This window comes from Mucilaginibacter sp. cycad4 (genome assembly GCF_034263275.1).
Lineage (GTDB): Bacteria > Bacteroidota > Bacteroidia > Sphingobacteriales > Sphingobacteriaceae > Mucilaginibacter.
In genome coordinates, this window is sequence record NZ_CP139559.1 from 363976 (window position 1) to 380925 (window position 16950).

The 16950-nt window shown below is 43.0% G+C and carries 15 protein-coding genes and 1 tRNA gene; 7 read left to right on the forward strand and 9 right to left on the reverse strand.

Translation table 11 applies throughout. The features are described from left to right. Window positions 1-25 precede the first annotated feature (25 nt). Complete coding sequence (locus SNE26_RS01655) at window positions 26-2635, reverse strand: DNA translocase FtsK (RefSeq protein WP_321557647.1); 2610 nt, start codon at window positions 2633-2635, stop codon at window positions 26-28. 274 nt (window positions 2636-2909) lie between these two features. On the opposite strand from SNE26_RS01655, the gene SNE26_RS01660 reads away from it, so the two are divergent. Continuing rightward, window positions 2910-3557 (forward strand): ankyrin repeat domain-containing protein, encoded by a 648-nt coding sequence (locus tag SNE26_RS01660; protein ID WP_321557648.1) that lies wholly within the window; start codon window positions 2910-2912, stop codon window positions 3555-3557. A 128-nt stretch (window positions 3558-3685) separates the two neighbouring features. Next, on the forward strand, window positions 3686-4669 hold the full coding sequence (locus SNE26_RS01665; protein ID WP_321557649.1) for a helix-turn-helix domain-containing protein: 984 nt from the start codon (window positions 3686-3688) through the stop codon (window positions 4667-4669). Between the two features lie 138 nt (window positions 4670-4807). Here SNE26_RS01665 and SNE26_RS01670 read toward each other — a convergent pair whose 3' ends face one another. Then, window positions 4808-5842 (reverse strand): sterol desaturase family protein, encoded by a 1035-nt coding sequence (locus SNE26_RS01670; RefSeq protein WP_321557650.1) that lies wholly within the window; start codon window positions 5840-5842, stop codon window positions 4808-4810. 159 nt (window positions 5843-6001) lie between these two features. Between SNE26_RS01670 and SNE26_RS01675 the strand changes: the two genes are divergently transcribed. Both SNE26_RS01675 and SNE26_RS01680 read left to right on the forward strand, forming a co-directional pair. Further along, window positions 6002-6511, forward strand: coding sequence for a chorismate mutase (locus tag SNE26_RS01675; protein WP_321557651.1), 510 nt, complete (start codon window positions 6002-6004; stop codon window positions 6509-6511). A 278-nt stretch (window positions 6512-6789) separates the two neighbouring features. After that, a complete protein-coding gene (locus tag SNE26_RS01680; protein WP_321557652.1) occupies window positions 6790-8250 on the forward strand; it encodes a glycoside hydrolase family 30 protein in 1461 nt (486 codons plus the stop codon). Between the two features lie 52 nt (window positions 8251-8302). On the opposite strand, the gene SNE26_RS01685 is transcribed toward SNE26_RS01680, so the two are convergent. Both SNE26_RS01685 and purU read right to left on the reverse strand, forming a co-directional pair. Beyond that, a complete protein-coding gene (locus SNE26_RS01685; protein WP_321557653.1) occupies window positions 8303-9184 on the reverse strand; it encodes an endonuclease/exonuclease/phosphatase family protein in 882 nt (293 codons plus the stop codon). A 231-nt stretch (window positions 9185-9415) separates the two neighbouring features. Next, window positions 9416-10240 (reverse strand): formyltetrahydrofolate deformylase, encoded by an 825-nt coding sequence (purU, locus tag SNE26_RS01690; RefSeq protein WP_321557654.1) that lies wholly within the window; start codon window positions 10238-10240, stop codon window positions 9416-9418. A 120-nt stretch (window positions 10241-10360) separates the two neighbouring features. Between purU and SNE26_RS01695 the strand changes: the two genes are divergently transcribed. Then, window positions 10361-10783, forward strand: a complete 423-nt coding sequence (locus SNE26_RS01695; RefSeq protein ID WP_321557655.1) for a hypothetical protein — start codon at window positions 10361-10363, stop codon at window positions 10781-10783. Between the two features lie 153 nt (window positions 10784-10936). On the opposite strand, the gene SNE26_RS01700 is transcribed toward SNE26_RS01695, so the two are convergent. Together SNE26_RS01700 and SNE26_RS01705 are read right to left on the reverse strand one after the other, a co-directional pair. Next, entirely contained in the window at window positions 10937-11296 is a 360-nt protein-coding gene (locus tag SNE26_RS01700; protein WP_321557656.1) for a hypothetical protein, read from the reverse strand. Between the two features lie 22 nt (window positions 11297-11318). Continuing rightward, on the reverse strand, window positions 11319-11921 hold the full coding sequence (locus SNE26_RS01705) for a DUF998 domain-containing protein (protein ID WP_321557657.1): 603 nt from the start codon (window positions 11919-11921) through the stop codon (window positions 11319-11321). Between the two features lie 298 nt (window positions 11922-12219). Between SNE26_RS01705 and SNE26_RS01710 the strand changes: the two genes are divergently transcribed. Beyond that, window positions 12220-13263, forward strand: coding sequence for a quinone-dependent dihydroorotate dehydrogenase (locus SNE26_RS01710; RefSeq protein ID WP_321557658.1), 1044 nt, complete (start codon window positions 12220-12222; stop codon window positions 13261-13263). A 255-nt stretch (window positions 13264-13518) separates the two neighbouring features. Here SNE26_RS01710 and SNE26_RS01715 read toward each other — a convergent pair whose 3' ends face one another. The 3 genes from SNE26_RS01715 to SNE26_RS01725 all read right to left on the reverse strand — a co-directional run bounded on the left by SNE26_RS01715 (window position 13519) and on the right by SNE26_RS01725 (window position 14589). Beyond that, window positions 13519-13692, reverse strand: coding sequence for a spore protein (locus SNE26_RS01715; RefSeq protein WP_090527770.1), 174 nt, complete (start codon window positions 13690-13692; stop codon window positions 13519-13521). Between the two features lie 30 nt (window positions 13693-13722). Continuing rightward, window positions 13723-13793: transfer RNA gene (locus SNE26_RS01720), tRNA-Cys, on the reverse strand. A gap of 46 nt (window positions 13794-13839) precedes the next feature. Next, window positions 13840-14589 carry an RNA methyltransferase gene (locus SNE26_RS01725; RefSeq protein WP_321557659.1) on the reverse strand — a complete coding sequence of 250 codons (750 nt, stop codon included), beginning with the start codon at window positions 14587-14589 and terminating at the stop codon, window positions 13840-13842. On the opposite strand from SNE26_RS01725, the gene SNE26_RS01730 reads away from it, so the two are divergent. Beyond that, on the forward strand, window positions 14580-16940 hold the full coding sequence (locus SNE26_RS01730) for a BamA/TamA family outer membrane protein (RefSeq protein WP_321557660.1): 2361 nt from the start codon (window positions 14580-14582) through the stop codon (window positions 16938-16940). The genes SNE26_RS01725 and SNE26_RS01730 overlap by 10 nt on opposite strands. The last annotated feature ends 10 nt before the right edge of the window (window positions 16941-16950 follow it).

The following is a 16950-nucleotide window of genomic DNA, read 5'->3' on the forward strand; positions in this document are numbered from 1 at the left end:
TTAGAGTAATTAAATACGGGTTGGTTTAATCTTTGATTGGCTTTTGAAGCGTTTCCAGGTAACGTTCAAGGCTGTATTCGTCGGGATAAAGCACATCGCGGGCTTTGCTGCCTTCAAAAGGACCTACAATTCCGGCTGCTTCCAACTGGTCAATGATGCGGCCGGCGCGATTATAGCCCAGCTTCATTTTGCGTTGGATAAGCGATGTTGAGCCCTGCTGGTGCAGGACAATTAAGCGTGCTGCTTCCTCAAACATCGGGTCGCGGTCGTCAGGGTCATATTCCTTAGTACTGCTTGCTTCGCCTTCGCCAACATACTCAGGCAGGTACATGGCCGATGGATACCCCTTTTGATTGCCGATAAAATCGGATATAGCTTCAACCTCCGGAGTATCCACAAAGGCGCACTGCAAACGGATCAGGTCGCTGCCTGTTGAAAACAGCATATCCCCGCGACCGATCAGCTGATCAGCACCACCGGCATCAAGAATGGTACGTGAATCTATTTTGGAAAGCACCCTGAATGCCAGCCTTGACGGGAAGTTGGCTTTAATAGTACCTGTAATAATATTAACCGAAGGGCGCTGTGTAGCGATAACCAAATGGATCCCCACCGCACGGGCCAGTTGGGCAATACGGGCAATAGGCATTTCCACTTCTTTACCGGCCGTCATCATCAAATCGGCAAACTCGTCAATCACCAGTACTATAAACGGCAGGTAACGGTGTTTTTCCGGGTCGCTGATTTTGCGGTTCACAAACTTGGCATTGTACTCTTTGAGGTTACGTACCTGCGCATCTTTCAGCAGGTCATAGCGCTGATCCATCTCAATACACAATGAATTGAGTGTGTTTACCACTTTTTTAGTATCGGTGATAATGGCATCGCCATCATCAGGCAGCTTAGCCAAAAAGTGCCTTTCTATCTTACGGAAAAGTGTAAGCTCAACCTTTTTAGGGTCAACCAGTACAAATTTGAGTTCGGCAGGGTGTTTTTTATACAACAGCGATACCAGGATGGCGTTAATACCAACCGATTTACCCTGGCCGGTGGCACCCGCAACCAGCAGGTGGGGCATTTTGGCCAGGTCGGCAATAAACACTTCGTTAGATATGGTTTTACCTAAAGCGATAGGCAGGTCCATTGTGGTGTTCTGGTATTTTTCTGTCGATAGGATAGAACGCATCGAAACCATTTCGGGGTTCTGATTAGGCACCTCGATACCAATAGTTCCCTTGCCTGGCATAGGGGCAATGATACGGATGCCCAAAGCGGCTAAGCTTAATGCAATATCATCCTCCAGGTTCTTGATCTTGCTGATCCTTACGCCGGGAGCAGGGATGATCTCATACAGGGTAACCGTTGGGCCTATAGTAGCCTTGATCTTATCAATTTCGATATTATAGTGGTTCAGCGTTTCAACAATCTTGTTCTTGTTGGCTTCCAGCTCTTCGGCATTAACCGAGATCTTGTTTGAACCATGGTTTTCTAATAACTCCAGGTGCGGTAGTTTGTATGAAGCCAGATCGAGCTTGTGGTCATATATACCAAACTGGTTTACCAGGTCGTTTGCTTTTTCGTTATCGGTTTTTTCAACGCTTAGTTCGGGCAATGGCCTGTTGGTATCAATTGTAAGCGGAATTTCTTCTTCCTCTTCCGGCTCATGTTTAACAGTGTTTGCCGGTCTTAAAACTACCGGCTCATGGAATCCGGGCATTTGCTCCATAGGAGGGTGCCTGAGCGGGGATGGTGGTATAAGCGGTTCCTGCACCATGGGCTCGGGCATGATACTGCTTACATGGGTTTCGCGGATCTTGTTATTGCCCCGGGGCCATTCAAGCGGCATTGACGGCTCTTCATCAATTAGTTCAACTGGTTCGGGTGCTACCTCATCAACACTCATTGCTGCAACCGGGCGGTTTTTACGCTGAGGTATTTTAAAGTCGATATTGTAAGCTATTACCAATACGGTAAGTGCCAAAAATACCAGCAGGCCGCCGGTACCCGCTTCACCTATCTGAGCCGCAAGTAAGCGGTTGCTCCAAAAACCGAAGCCGCCTTCAAGGTAGTGGGGATAATCAATCACAAATGAGTGAAAATAAGCTATCGCCACCGAAATAAAAACAATGCTGAATAAAGAATACGCCAATGTTTTACGGATAGAAAATAACCTCGCTTTAAAAAGCAGGCGGTAGCCTACAACAAAAAACACAAAAATAAACAGGAATGAAGCTACGCCAAACCACTCATAAATAAACTGATTGGATAATAACGCGCCAAACTTGCCCAGCCAGTTTTGCGCCCTGATAGTGGGATCGCTCAGGTCGGCAATTTCATGAACGGTAGTGCCTGTTGAAAGGTTATGCCAGCCGCCGTTTGTTTTGGAAATGTAGCTCTGGTCTTCCTGCCAGGTAAACAGGTATGATGTAAAAGCGATGAGGAAAAAAATGGATAATAGCAGTGAAAACAAGCCTGCAATTTTAACAGCCTTGCCGTTTTCATAGTCAAAGTCAAAGCTGGGCAGTTTAGGTAATTTCCTGCCTGCCACTCGTTCCTTTTCGGCCTTGCCGCTTTGGCGAGGCTGATTTTCTCCCTTGAAATTATTTGATCTAAACTGGTTTCCTTTTGCCGGCATCCTGATGTAACAAACGTTTATGTGCAAACTTACGTAAAATTTCACCTATGTGAACTTTACAGTTACACCCGGTAAATATTTTATATAAGATTCATTAACCTGCAAAAAATTACAGGCCGAATGAATATAAAGTTAACAGATTATATAACTTATTGGCAACATTTTTAATTTTTTAGTATAATTGAAAAACAACATTACCTGTAGCATAAAACGTAAATTTAACAAAGTAAATATAACAGCGCGCTTAATAATAAACGCTTTACTTAACTAAGTAATGAGCATAGAAAGACTGGAAGAATATATCGCATCTGCCGATTTAGATAGTATCAACACCTTGCTTGGCCGCGACCGGGCGCTGGCTTTAAAAAAAACAAGCCTTAACGTATCGCCGCTTATGCTTTCGTGTTATTATAAAAAGCCGGAGGTTACCAATTTGCTGTTAAATTATGTGAGCAATATCAGTTTGTTTGAAGCTGCCGCTGCCGGCAAATTTGATGCGGTTGCCCACCTTGTAGCTACCGATCCAAATGCACTTGATGATTACGCTGACGACGGCTTTACCGCGCTTGGGCTGGCCTGTTATTTCGGGCAGTTTGATGTGGCCCGGTACCTGGTGTTGAAGGGTGCAAATGTTAACCTTCAATCAAATAACGGTTTCAACGTGTTCCCCATTCATTCGGCAGCTGCCGGAAACTATACCGATATAGCCCGCATGCTTATTGAAAACGGTGCTCAGGTGAACGTTGTGCAACAAGCTGGCGCTACGCCGCTGCATTCGGCCGCGCAAAATGGTAACCTGGAGTTGATCATCCTGCTGCTGGAAAGCGGTGCAGAGGTTTTTACCCGGATGGAAGGCGGCAAACTCCCCGCCGACCTGGCCCGCGAAAAAGGCTTTGAAGAGATAGCTGAGATTTTGAGTTGATGTTTAAACGCTTAATTTAAAACTGGTTAAGTGATAGCTTTTTATCGCTGATCCGTGTTTTTTAAGGCTTATTGCATGTTTTTGTGCCGGGTGCTTTTATATATTTGTAATAACCTGAATTATAACAAATGAAAGAAATAGCGCTGCTTATTCACGAAGATATTAATCTTTCAACCATATCGGGCGTATTGGATATGGTGAGGCATACTAACCGTTTTTTAGTAGAAAGCGGCAAAACCGAAGCCTTTAGCGTAATGCTTGTAGGCGAAAGAATAAACAATAACCTGCTTTATTTTCCGGCGCAGTTTACCGGCTTTAAAACCATTGATGAGATCAAAGATATCGACCTCGTTATAGCCCCGGCATTTTACGGTCCGCCTGATTTGGTAATGCGTAAAAACAAAAATCTGATCGACTTTATAAGGAATATGTATAATAAGGGCGCGGAAGTGGCCAGCCTGTGTTTTGGCAGCTATTTTTTGGCCGAAGCAGGGGTGCTTGACGGTAAACCCTGTACCACACACTGGGTTGCTGTTGATGATATGAAACGCCGCTATCCCAATGTAAATATTTTGCCCGATATGGTAACCACCGATAAAGACGGGACTTATACCAGCGGCGGTGCTTTTTCAAGCATGAACCTGATCCTGTACCTGATTGAAAAATATTGCGGCAGGGATACAGGCATCTGGGCCAGTAAAATGTTTTCGCTGGATATTGACCGTACCAGCCAGGCACATTTCAAGGTATTTGAAGGGCAGCATCAGCATGAAGACCAGGAAATTATGCGCTCGCAATTGTATATCGAAAACAATTATCATTTACCTATATCGGTAGAGGAAATTGCGGGCCAAACTAATATGAGCAAGCGTAATTTCATTCGCCGGTTTAAAAGCGCCACGCAAAATACACCGATGGAATATCTGCAAAAGGTAAAGATAGAGTCGGTGAAAAAGGGGCTGGAGAAAACCAATTTCAATATCAGCGAACTGATGTACAAAGTTGGTTATAACGACTTGAAAACGTTCAGGAAGATCTTTAAACGAATAACAGGATTAACCCCGCAGGATTACAGAAGTAAATATTGCAGGAGAGCAGTACTGGAGAATTAATGCGGGAATATTCTCTCCACTACCGTCATTGCGAGGTACGAAGCAATCCCCAACAAGCAGAGCAGTCATGCAAATCCGCCCTGTAAAGTCGGGGATTGCTTCGTACCTCGCAATGACAGGTTAGGAAAAGCATCCGTTTTAAACCACTTCTTCCTTCTCCCCCTGTTTTACAGATTTATCTTCCTTTTCCTCAAGCGATTCAAAATAGGCCTTTTTAACAACAGTTGTCATTTTATGATCGCCGGTATGGCTCCAGCCGGGAGGCATTATAATGTACAGAAATTTGTTTTTAATGCCGGGCGCCTTGCGTACATCTTTGGCCAGCGCTATGATTTCGCCGAAATAGGCATCCAAAAAGCTGTTTTTAATCATGGGGCGACTGATACCATATTCAATAGGGATCTTACGGTCTTCATTTTGAAAAGTACCAAAAACTTTATCCCATATCGGTAACAGATTACAGAAATTGGTATCCATATATAATGGGTTACGTGCATGATGTACCCTGTGATGCGATGGCGTAAGTACGATTCTGTTGAGGAAGCCGAGGCGCCCGTCTTCAATAAGGTTTTCGCCAATATGGATCATTGATCCCCAAAAGCCATCCACAAACATGATCACAAACAGCATTGGTGGGTTTACACCCAATAAAATACAAATGCTGGTGCGGATGAGGTCGGCATATGGCGCTTCGAGGAAGAAATGAGCGAAAGTAACCGAAAGGTTCATGCTTTCGGGTGCATGATGAGTTGAGTGCAGGCACCACAGGATCCGTACTTTGTGCGCAAGGTAATGATACCAAAAATGCGCAAACTCCCATACGATATAGCCGTAAATAAACCAGTACCAGGTAAACGTTGTTTTAAAAGCAGCGAATTGTGAAAAGAAGCCGATGCAAAACCCTACCATAGCTATGGAAAGCACACTGCCTATAAAAGCATTTAGCACATAGGTCCAAAAAGAGATCTTATAATGGATCACCTTAAATTTTTTATAAAAGGCCCCCCTGATGATCTCGAATACCAGCAGTACAGGTAACATTGGGCCCAATAAAGCGGTGATGCCATCATAAGTGAGCAACTTGCTATAATCGCCCGACTTGATGATATCATATAGCCCGCCGAGACCGAAAAATCCTGTAACGTGATCGTAAATCGCTTTTAAAAAATCCATGTTGAAAATAGGTTAACCGGTAAAAAGTTTATTCAAATTTAGGTATTTTATTTGTGTGTATGTAGGTACATGTTAATTCTTTGAAAAGATATTAACATCACACATAGTAGGCTCACCAGGCCTGCGCTATTCATTAGCTCGGCAAATAGAGCAAAAGAGATGAGGGAGTATCAAATAAAAAGGGTAGCGGGTGCAGTGATGTCAGGAGTGAGTAACTCTGCATCAATCCTGAAACAATCCATTAACAGCAAGGTTATTTCTCTAAATTTACCTCAAAAATCATCTTATATGAAAATGTTTAACCGTGCTTTTATATTATTTTTAGTGTGTATGATCCGGTACAGTTTAGTTAACGCCCAATCAACACCTATGACCCAAACTTCTGCCAGCAATCCACTGCAAAACAACCGGATCAAAATTGATTCAATCGATAAAAAACTCATCGCTTTATTAGGCGAACGCGAACGGGTGGTAAAAGAGATAGGCATCTACAAAGCAAAAAACAATATTCCGGCCCTTCAGGCCGATCGTTTTAAACAGGTTCTTGAAAAAACTATCGAAGCCGGAAAACAGGAAGGGCTCTCCGCCACGTTCATTACCGAACTTATGAACGCCATTCATAAAGAAAGCCTGCGCATTGAAGAAGAAATTAAGGCTCAAAAACAATAGGCGGTGTAAAAAATACACTATAATTTTAAATGCATTTTAGCGCATCAAATTTGTAAGCAAGTCTATTATGGGGTATAGTATAATATGCTTTATATCAATTAATTAACTTGAAATAAGATTTGGTATTAATGCGTATCAATTTGCCCTGCAAGGCCCCCGGATGTGATAATTTATATCGGGCTTTTTGCTTTTTTTTAATTAAGTTTAATAAATTTGACAACTCCGGTTAGCCCAGTCCAGGCTCGTAACCAAACCGGCAAGCCTATTTAATTAAACTCATGCAAAAAAAGTATTTAATTGCCTGTTTCATCGCAGGCGGATTATTAAAGGGTGGCTTTGCCAGTGCCCAGGGTAAAGCGCCTTATTCGGTAGCAGGTAAATCGGTCAGGGTGATTGTATCTGAGGAAAAGGCCGGGTACAGGTTTAAAGAAACTGAAACCCTGAAGTTTGCGGACAAACCACAACCTGCCGAAACAGAGGTAGCAGTTTTCATTGATCCGGCCAAAACATTCCAAACCATGATAGGTATTGGAGGTGCGCTTACAGATGCAGCAGCCGAAACTTATGCCAAACTGCCAAAAGATAAACAGAAAGAATTTTTAACCGCTTACTACGATAAAGCCAAAGGTATTGGTTACTCTTTTGGCCGAACCAACATTCAAAGCTGTGATTTTTCGAGCGATAGCTACAGTTATGTAAAAGATGGCGATAAGGAGCTAAAGACCTTCGATATCAGCCACGATAAAACCTACCGGATCCCTTTTATTAAAGCAGCTGCAGCAGCTGCGGGTGGTAAGCTAACCATGTTTGTATCACCATGGAGCCCTCCTGCTTTTATGAAAGATAATAACGATGTACTGCACGGAGGTAAGCTCAAAAAAGAGTTTGATCAAAGCTGGGCCAACTTTTACGTTAAGTTTATTAAAGCTTATGAAAAAGAGGGTATCCCTGTTTGGGGCCTTTCGGTACAAAACGAACCTATGGCAAAGCAAACATGGGAATCATGCATGTATACTGCCGAAGAGGAGCGTGATTTTGTAAAGAACTTTTTAGGCCCAACCTTGCAAAAACAAGGCCTGGCCAATAAAAAACTGATAGTTTGGGACCATAACCGCGATTTGCTTTACCAACGCGCCAGCACTATCCTGGAAGATCCGGCAGCGGCCAGATACATCTGGGGTATCGGTTTCCATTGGTATGAAACCTGGACAGGTGCCGGTCAAAATTTTGAAGCCACCCGTCGTACCCATGAAGCATTCCCTGGCAAAAACCTGGTATTTACCGAAGGCTGTATCGAAAAATTTGATTTCAACAAGATCAATGACTGGTCGCTTGGCGAACGTTACGGCCTTTCCATGATCAATGACTTTAATGCCGGTACCGTGGCCTGGACCGACTGGAACGTATTGCTTGATGAAAAAGGCGGGCCAAACCACGTTGGCAACTTTTGCTTTGCCCCCGTACATGCCGACCTGCGTAACGGAAGCCTCATCTACACCAGCTCATACTATTACATCGGTCATTTCTCCAAATATATCCACCCGGGGGCAAAACGCATCAGCGCGGTGGCCAGCCGGGATAAGCTGTTAACAACCGCTTACCAAAACCCCGATGGTTCAATTGCAGTGGTGGTAATGAATAAAACCGACGAAAAAATAGATTACAGCCTTTGGATAAAAGGAAAAGCGGCAGGCACTACTGCTCTGCCGCATTCAATTGCTACACTTATGGTGAAGTGATCTTTATAAAAACCTTTAGTTAATCAATCAACTAAATCTCTGGTATGGTGGGTCATTTATGATCCACCACTATCATTACCGGGAAATGGTCGCTGGGCTCCTTAGCCTCATATTTATCCGACCCTTTAGCCTTCGCCCTGTAGGTATCCGTTAAGATCCCGTATCTCTTTACCCTAAAATCTTTGGTTACAAAAATATGATCGATACGGCCGGTGGTTTTATCATTAGTGTCGAAATCATTAAAAGTACCATTAGTGGCATACTTAACGGGAGATAATACGTAGCTGTCTTTTAACATCCCCGAGTTATTGATCACCGCATAGCTATCAGATGTTTGATCAACATTAAAATCGCCTGATAAAATAGCAGGCGAGTTACCGCCTAATTCTTTCACTTTTTTCAATACCGCCTTTGCGCTCTCGCGGCGGGCAATAACACCTATGTGGTCCATATGCAGGTTAAAGTAGTAAAACTTGTAACCGGTTTTTATCTCCTGGAAATACCCCCATGAGCAGATCCTTGGCAGGGCGGCATCCCAGCCTTTGTTGGGCCTGTCGATAATTGGCGCCATCCAGAAATCGCCATGTTTCAACAGTTTAAATTTATCCTTTTTGTAAAAAATGGCCGAGAACTCGCCGGCAGTTTTGCCATCATCCCGGCCTATGCCGGTATAGGCGTACTGGGGCATGGCCTGTTTTAAACCATTGAGCTGGTGCACCAGCCCTTCCTGGGTACCAAAAACATCCCAGTCATGAAAGCGGACAAGCTGTGTTATAACCGGCAGGCGCTGTTTCCAGCCGTTGCCGCGTACCGAATCATCGTTTGTGGAATTATCATTGCGTAAATTATAGGTAGCTATAGTAAGCTGATGCTGGCCATAACTTACTGAAACAGAAAGCGTAGCTATAAATAATAAAGAAAGTAGTTTTTTCATAGTAAATATTTAGATAAAGATGCCCACGGCACTTGAACAAAATTATAAATGAATATTAAGTTATGAGTTACATCCTGGAAATTATTAGCTGGTGGGGACTTATGAAGTTTTTTAAATTTTACAAGTTGGGATTGATGCTATTCTGGATTTGCAGAAACGTGCAAGGGCGGCGGAAAGAAGCTTAGCCTCGCATTGGTGGTATCGCTACTATCCCGAACATTGGCTGTGTGTTTACTCAAACACTACCGTTTTGTTCTTATATACAAACACCCGGTCTTCAAAAACAAGCTTCAGGGCCTTGGCTAATACGGCAGTTTCCACTTCCTGGCCGGCTTTTACCATGTCTGTCCAGCTATATGAGTGGTTTACCGGGACGATTTGCTGGGCGATGATCGGCCCTTCGTCCAATTCATTTGATACATAATGAGCAGTCGCTCCAATGAGTTTCACACCCCGTTCAAACGCCTGTTTATAGGGATTAGCACCAATGAATGCAGGTAAAAATGAGTGATGGATATTAATGATCTTCATCGGAAATTCAGCTACAAACCGGGGCGACAGGATCCGCATAAATTTAGCCAGTACCACGTAATCAGGAGTATATTGTTTAATGGTACCGATCACCTGCTGTTCAAATTCGGCCTTGCTTACCTGTTCGTGGCTGATATGATAAAAAGGAATGTCAAATCGCTCGCATATGTTTTGCAGTTTGGCGTGATTGCCGATAACACATTGTACACTTGCGCCCAGGGTATTAAAGTGGTTGCGCACCAGGATATCGCTCAGGCAATGATACTCTTTGGTAGCCAGTATAACCACTTTCTTTACGGGCTCAGGGTTTACTGAGATATAAGCCCCTTCGGGCAGTATTTTACGTAATGAATCTTCGAGGCCGGCGTCGTCGCCTTTTTCAACTTCCAGGCGTGTAAAAAAAACATTTTCGTTATGATCAACATGCTCACGCATGGAAACTATATTAAGCAGGTGTTTGGCTAATGTTGCAGATATGGCCGCCACAAGGCCCACTTTGTCTTTACACTGTATTACAATAATCATGGTTTAATGATACAAAGAATTTTGCTGAATATACAACAGGCATTTTCCTTTAAATTATTTTACAACCTATTGTAGCAAAGCTATGTGCTGTACCGTAAGGTATCTTATAAACCCACAATTATGAAAATTATCCTGTTAGCAGCATCCGTAATTTTATTATGTAGTATAACCGCCTGCAATAAAGGTAACCTTCCCGGGCCGGGCAACAGCAGTATAGTTGGCAAATGGCGCTGGGTGAAATCAGTTGGCGGTATTGGCGGCTTTACCGTTACGCCACAAAGCAGCGGCTACAATATTCGAAATGAATTTTATGCTGATAGCAGTTTCAAAAGGTTTCAAAACGAGGTGCTGCAGATCAGCGGCAATTTCCGTACTACTCCAAACTACCAATACAGCCCAACAGAAAAGGCTGATGTATTGCTGATAACTGGTCCTACGCTTGATACGCGTCCGGTTTCATACCTCATCAGGCACGATACGCTTTACCTGAACGAAATTTATATAGCTGACGGATTTAATGAAGTATATGTACGGATGAAATAATTGCCGTTACTCACCCCCGGCATCGCTATATTTGTTACCTCCTCTCCAATAAGCATAAAGAGAGGAGGGTATTTTTTCTTGCCCTCTTTGCAAAGCAGAGAGGGACACCGGCGGGGTAAGTAAACTGTAAGCTGCGCTTACCCTATATAATAGTTATTTATTGTAATGCCCTACTTTCATCATATCCCGTACAGCGCTTGCTAAGGAAATCTTCTCGTTATTATCAAGTTCCTTTTTCTTTTCGCCGTCATTAAATTGATAGGTAATACGCCCGTTGTAATCGCTTTCGGCACTTATTTCAAAGTCATTATTTTTATATTTCACCTTCCCATTGGGCGAGATCCTGCTGATGCCCGTGCTATCAGCGGTAAAATACACGTGCCCCCAGTATTCAATCCGTCTTTCTCTGCCATCAGCGTTTTCAGAAATTACTGTATGTCTTCCACCTATGTGGCAGGCATCTAACAGGGCTATCAAACCTATGACAACCAATACATAACCTAATTTTTTCATGTTGTTGTTTTTTTAATGTTGATTATTTTAATTGATGCTGCTCTTTGCAGTCGAGCAGTTTTATAAAACAGGAACTCAGCGATATAAACCAAACCGACCAACCCAGGTGGGCCAATCTTTGAATAAGCCCGGTATAATTGTTTTGAAGGGTAGCTGAAGGAATGAAGCGGATAAAGATGAGCAGCATAATGCACAGGCTTAATAGCGAAAGTTTCCTGATCTGCCTAAACTCCTCTCTCCTCCATAAAATAACCGACAGCAGCGCACCTGCGTAAAGCAGTAAAAACACAGGCCCGGACGCCGAATGCAGCGGGTTGCCTGCATGAAATATTGCCGCCCAGCCAAACATAATAGGGAAACCTATCACCCCAAACACCGGCAGGATATTAAGCCCCAATTGACTGCATGCAATAAACAGTCCCGCCATAAAAAACACACTGAGCACTGTATTAAGGAGCGTAAATGTTTCCATCAACGTTTCAGATTTTGTGCCGATAGCGCCCAGCTCACTGATTGTATTGCTGAAATGGTTGTAATTACCATGCACAAACCCGCAAACAATGGTTGAAAGCCAAAACACAATGGGAATAATGATGCCGGTATATAGTAGTGGTTTAGTATCCATTTTAATAATATTCAAATTGTTTTTCTTTCGATTAAAACAAAGTTAATATTAAACATGGTACTATACAATACATAGTACTATATTTTTATTTTATTTTTTCAAGACTGTTTAACGACGTCGCCGATATGGTTTAGTTTATAAAATGGATTGGCGAACCCTAATCGATTCAAACACATAAAGGTCTTCTCTTCTGGCTGGCAGGGTGGAGGCGATCCGGCGTAGGATCAAAGAGATGTGACAGATGTTGGTCATGCCTATACGTTTATCCACCGTCGCAAAAATGTGCTAACTTCGCGGCATGTATCAGTTGATAAAACCCATCCTGTTTAAGTTCGATCCGGAAAATGTGCATTACTTTGTTACCCGCAACCTGAAACGCTTTAACCGTTTTCCGGGCGGTGCATCGTTAAGTAAGGCGATGTGGGATGTAAAAGATCCAAAGCTTGAACGCGAGGTTTTTGGCCTGAAATTCAGGAACCCGGTTGGCCTGGCTGCGGGTTTTGATAAAAACGCCGATATGATGGGTGAAATGGCCAATCTTGGTTTTGGTTTTGTGGAGATAGGCACTGTTACACCATTACCACAACCCGGTAACGAAAAGCCACGCATGTTTCGCCTGCCCGCAGATAGCGCGCTCATTAACCGCATGGGTTTCAATAATTTTGGTGTAGATATTGCCGCCGAACGGATTGCCGCTTTCAGGCGCGATCCTAAAAATATCAATAAACAACTGATCATTGGCGGTAATATTGGTAAAAACAAGGTTACCCCTAACGAGGATGCTGTAAGTGACTACATTAAATGCTTTGACCGCCTGTTTGATGTGGTTGATTATTTTGTAGTTAACGTAAGCTCACCCAATACCCCGGGTTTGCGGGCCCTGCAGGAAAAAGGTCCTCTGATGGAGATTCTGAATACCTTACAACAACGCAATAATAAAAATGGTATCAGCAGGCCTATCCTGCTAAAAATAGCTCCTGATTTGACTGATTCTCAACTGGATGATATTGTTGATATTGTACAGCAAACAGGCATAGACGGGGTAATTGCTACCAATACAACCATCAGCAGGGAAAACCTTTCATCTCCATTAAAAGAAGAAACCGGCGGGTTGAGCGGCAAGCCGCTTGCCAAACGCTCAACAGAAGTAATTGCATACCTGCATAAAAAATCAAACGGTTCGTTCCCCATTATTGGTGTAGGGGGTATTCATTCGGCCGAAGATGCGGTTGAGAAGCTGAATGCCGGCGCTTCACTGGTGCAGTTGTACACCGGGTTTATTTATGAAGGGCCGGGGTTGATAGGAAGGATTAATAAGAAGATTCTGAACCGTGATTTTTAGGATTTAAAGATTGTCAGGATTTTTCTCCCAATATATTTTCCCCCTGTTTCCGTGTCCTCACGGAAACACCAATGTTTGTCCGTGCCCATAAAGTATATCCCATTCCTGCATGCGTGCGACCGTGAGGACACGCTCGCGGGGAGGAGGGATATCAAGATCATCCTTTATCCCCCCCCCCAGAAAATCAAGGTTCAAAAAAAAGTCCCGCCGGAAACCGGCAGGACTTTAAGTTTTTTCTTCCGAAGAAGGAGAGAATTATTTGCCTAATGCGATATCTAAAGCTGCATTGTTTTTAGCTATCTGGCTGTGTTTTGACTCAGCAGAACGGCTTCCGTATTCAAGGTTAGTAGCCAGTTTCAAGAACTGTACTTCTAAGCGTGAAAAAGTTTTATTTCTCCTGTCTTTTCTTTTTAAACGAGTAACGCCCATTGTCTTTTATTTTAAATTTTTTTAACCCTGAGGTCGGAAGCGGATTCGAACCGCTGTAAAAGGTTTTGCAGACCTCTGCCTAGCCACTCGGCCATCCGACCCTTTTTTAAGGACTGCAAAGATAGTAATTATTTTTAGCGGGCAAATTTATTTGAACGAATTTCTTTTTATTTCTGAACATAATATGGCTGTGGCTATGGCTACATTCAGTGATTCGGCATAACCGATCCGGGGTATAGTTACTTTTTTATTTATTAACTCCTGTATTTCAGGGCGCAAGCCATTTCCTTCGTTGCCCATGGCTAATAAACCCTCATGGCCGAAATTGGTGCTGTAGATATTTTCGCCATCGAGCATGGCGCCAAATAAAGGAAGCTTTATTTCGGGAAGGATAGTTGTTAAATCACCATAATGCACATTTACCCGTGCTAATGAGCCCATAGTAGCCTGCACCACTTTAGGGTTATAAACATCAACAGTATCTTCTGAGCAAATAATATCGGTAATGCCAAACCAGTCGGCCGTGCGGACAATGGTGCCCATATTGCCGGGGTCTTGCACCCCATCAAGCACCAGTGAGAACTTGTTTTTCAGTAAGTTATAATTTAATCGGGGCCATTTTGGTATTTTAATCAAACCAATTACCTCCTGCGGGGTTTTCAAACTGCTGATCTTTTCCAGATCGGTCAATGAAATTTCCTGAAAATTTATTTTTCGGGATAAATTCATCATTTTTGGAGCAATTTCGGAGGTATGGTATATGGCATCAACCTGGTATGCAGCGTTTACAAACTCAACAACTGATTTGTAGCCCTCAACCAAAAACAAACCATGCTCTTTACGGAATTTTTTATGTTGTAAGGATTTTAATAAACTGATCTGTGATTTTGAAAGCATATACTAAGCCTGCTGTTTACCGCCTTACAATATTAAGTATTTTGCTGATTATTATCGGTTCGGGCTGCAGTATTACCCGTGGTATTCGCAAGGACCAGGCACTGGTACGCAAGATTACTATAAAAGGCATTGATGAGGAATTTGCGGAAACCGCTATAAATTATGTGGATAAGGAGCAGCAGCCTAATAACTGGCTCAATTTGCAGCTTTACTACACCTTTAGTAAAAAAGGTAAAAAAAACATAGGCGAAGCTCCCGTAGTTTTAGATAGTAACCTGGTTGAGTACTCACGGCTGCAAATGGAAAAATACATTCGCAGCCGTGGTTATCTTAAAGCAAAAATTACCGATAGTGTGATAGTCAAAAAGCAGAAGGCCGAGCTGGTTTTTACTGCCAATGAAGGCCCTATGTTCCGCATCCGTAAGTTTACAGATAGTATTGCCGATAATAATATTAAGGCTTTGTATAATGGTAACCGCAACCGGGTATCTCACATACAACCGGGAGGCAGATTTGATACCGATAGTTTAGCCTATGACCGCGACCAGCTGTATTTGCTCATGAAGCATAACGGTTACTACGATTTTTACAGGCAGTATATCAATTTTACCTACGATTCTACCTTTAACAGCAGCGTGGTTGATGTAAAAATGATCATCGACAATCCGGCGGGGAAAACGCAGCACCCGGTTTATACTATCAACAATACATTAATTACGATATCAAACAGCCAGGGACGCACACCTGGTAAAGTTGATACGATACAGGTTGATTCACAGTTCAGGTTTGTTGACTACTCTAAAAGGTTTAAGCCAAGGGTAGTAACCGATTACGTTTTTCAGAAAAAAGGCGAAGTATATGATATTGATAAGCAAACGCGCACCACCACGCGCTTATCCGAGCTAAATGTTTTCAGAAATGTGCCCAACCCTGTTTACGAAAAATTGAAGGATAGCTCCAACAGGCTTAATACCCGGATAGATATTGTGCCGCTTAAACGGATGAGCGACCGTATTGAAGGCGAGGTGCTTTTTAGCGGTGGTCGTTTCGGTTATAACGTGGGTAATACTTTTACCGACAGGAATTTGTTTAAGCAGGCCGCTATATTGCAGCTAAAAGTTAACTGGAGTATCCTTTTTGATAATGGCAACAATGTAGGTAACGATCACAGCATTATTCAAAACCAGGAGTTTAGGGTAGGGGCACAGCTTGTCTATCCGCGCCTTTTGCTTCCGTTCAAATTTCCTTTCCTGGGTAAATTTGCAGTTCCGCATACTACATTTTCGTCAAACTATTCATTGTTTTACCAAAAGGACCTGGTTAAGCGCGAAAGTTTTATCAATTCTATTACGTACGACTTTTTTGACACGCCTTATAAAACACATACCATTACGCCCATCAACATTGAGTTTTCGAGAGGTATAATTGATCCGGCTGCAAGGGCTGCTTTGCTTGCCCAAAACAGGTACTCATATGTTTATTTGATCGGGCGTACGGTTTTCACTTCCGGTAGCCAGTATACTTACCAGGTTAATGCTATAAAACTTAATGGTTATGAGAATTTTACCTATTTCCGCGGCAGTTTGGATATTGGCGGTAATTTCCTTAACCTGGTGAGCAATCTCACCAATGCGCCTAAAGATACCCTTGGGCAGCACAAGCTTTTTGGATATACCTTTGCGCAGTATACCAAAGTTGAGCTTGATACGCGCATCTATCGAAATTTCGGCGGCGAAAAACAATTTGTTTTCCGCATAAACCCAGGCATAGGTATCCCTTATGGTAATAGCAATCAGCTTATTTTTGAAAAGAATTTTTATGCAGGTGGCGCCAATGATATCAGGGCCTGGTTGCCACGCACATTAGGCCCGGGGCAATTTAACCGTGCTTCGTTTTATGGAACTGATGTTAATACACGCGCCCGCCTGAAATATCTTGATCAATTTGGCGAGATCAAATTTATTACCAATGCCGAGTACCGGTACCTGCTGGCAAATAACTTTTTTGGCGCAAAACTCAAAGGTGCGGTTTTTGTTGATGCGGGTAATGTGTGGCGTTTGCATGATGAGCCTGATAACCCCAACGGGCAATTTAAACTGAACAATTTTTTAAGCTCAACAGCTGTAGGTATTGGTACAGGACTGAGGTTCGACCTAAGCTTCTTCGTTTTCAGGCTTGATGCAGCCTTTAAACTTAAAGACCCGCAATTTAACGGAGCTAACCAATGGGTGCTGATTAACCATGCCGGCGAGCTATTCAGCAAGGGCTCATTCAAAAAAGCGTACGAAACAGCCAACGGTGAAAGCTACAATTTTATGCAGCTGAATTTTGGTATAGGATTGCCTTTTTAAGGTTTTAGAG

Coding starts and splice junctions, on each gene's coding strand:
- SNE26_RS01685 (WP_321557653.1), bottom strand. CDS start 9,184: ATGAAAAAACTACTTTCTTTATTATTTATAGCTACGCTTTCTGTTTCA.
- SNE26_RS01680 (WP_321557652.1), top strand. CDS start 6,790: ATGCAAAAAAAGTATTTAATTGCCTGTTTCATCGCAGGCGGATTATTA.
- SNE26_RS01660 (WP_321557648.1), top strand. CDS start 2,910: ATGAGCATAGAAAGACTGGAAGAATATATCGCATCTGCCGATTTAGAT.
- SNE26_RS01715 (WP_090527770.1), bottom strand. CDS start 13,692: ATGGGCGTTACTCGTTTAAAAAGAAAAGACAGGAGAAATAAAACTTTT.
- SNE26_RS01705 (WP_321557657.1), bottom strand. CDS start 11,921: ATGGATACTAAACCACTACTATATACCGGCATCATTATTCCCATTGTG.
- SNE26_RS01675 (WP_321557651.1), top strand. CDS start 6,002: ATGAGGGAGTATCAAATAAAAAGGGTAGCGGGTGCAGTGATGTCAGGA.
- SNE26_RS01700 (WP_321557656.1), bottom strand. CDS start 11,296: ATGAAAAAATTAGGTTATGTATTGGTTGTCATAGGTTTGATAGCCCTG.
- SNE26_RS01655 (WP_321557647.1), bottom strand. CDS start 2,635: ATGCCGGCAAAAGGAAACCAGTTTAGATCAAATAATTTCAAGGGAGAA.
- SNE26_RS01670 (WP_321557650.1), bottom strand. CDS start 5,842: ATGGATTTTTTAAAAGCGATTTACGATCACGTTACAGGATTTTTCGGT.
- SNE26_RS01665 (WP_321557649.1), top strand. CDS start 3,686: ATGAAAGAAATAGCGCTGCTTATTCACGAAGATATTAATCTTTCAACC.
- SNE26_RS01725 (WP_321557659.1), bottom strand. CDS start 14,589: ATGCTTTCAAAATCACAGATCAGTTTATTAAAATCCTTACAACATAAA.
- purU (WP_321557654.1), bottom strand. CDS start 10,240: ATGATTATTGTAATACAGTGTAAAGACAAAGTGGGCCTTGTGGCGGCC.
- SNE26_RS01695 (WP_321557655.1), top strand. CDS start 10,361: ATGAAAATTATCCTGTTAGCAGCATCCGTAATTTTATTATGTAGTATA.
- SNE26_RS01710 (WP_321557658.1), top strand. CDS start 12,220: ATGTATCAGTTGATAAAACCCATCCTGTTTAAGTTCGATCCGGAAAAT.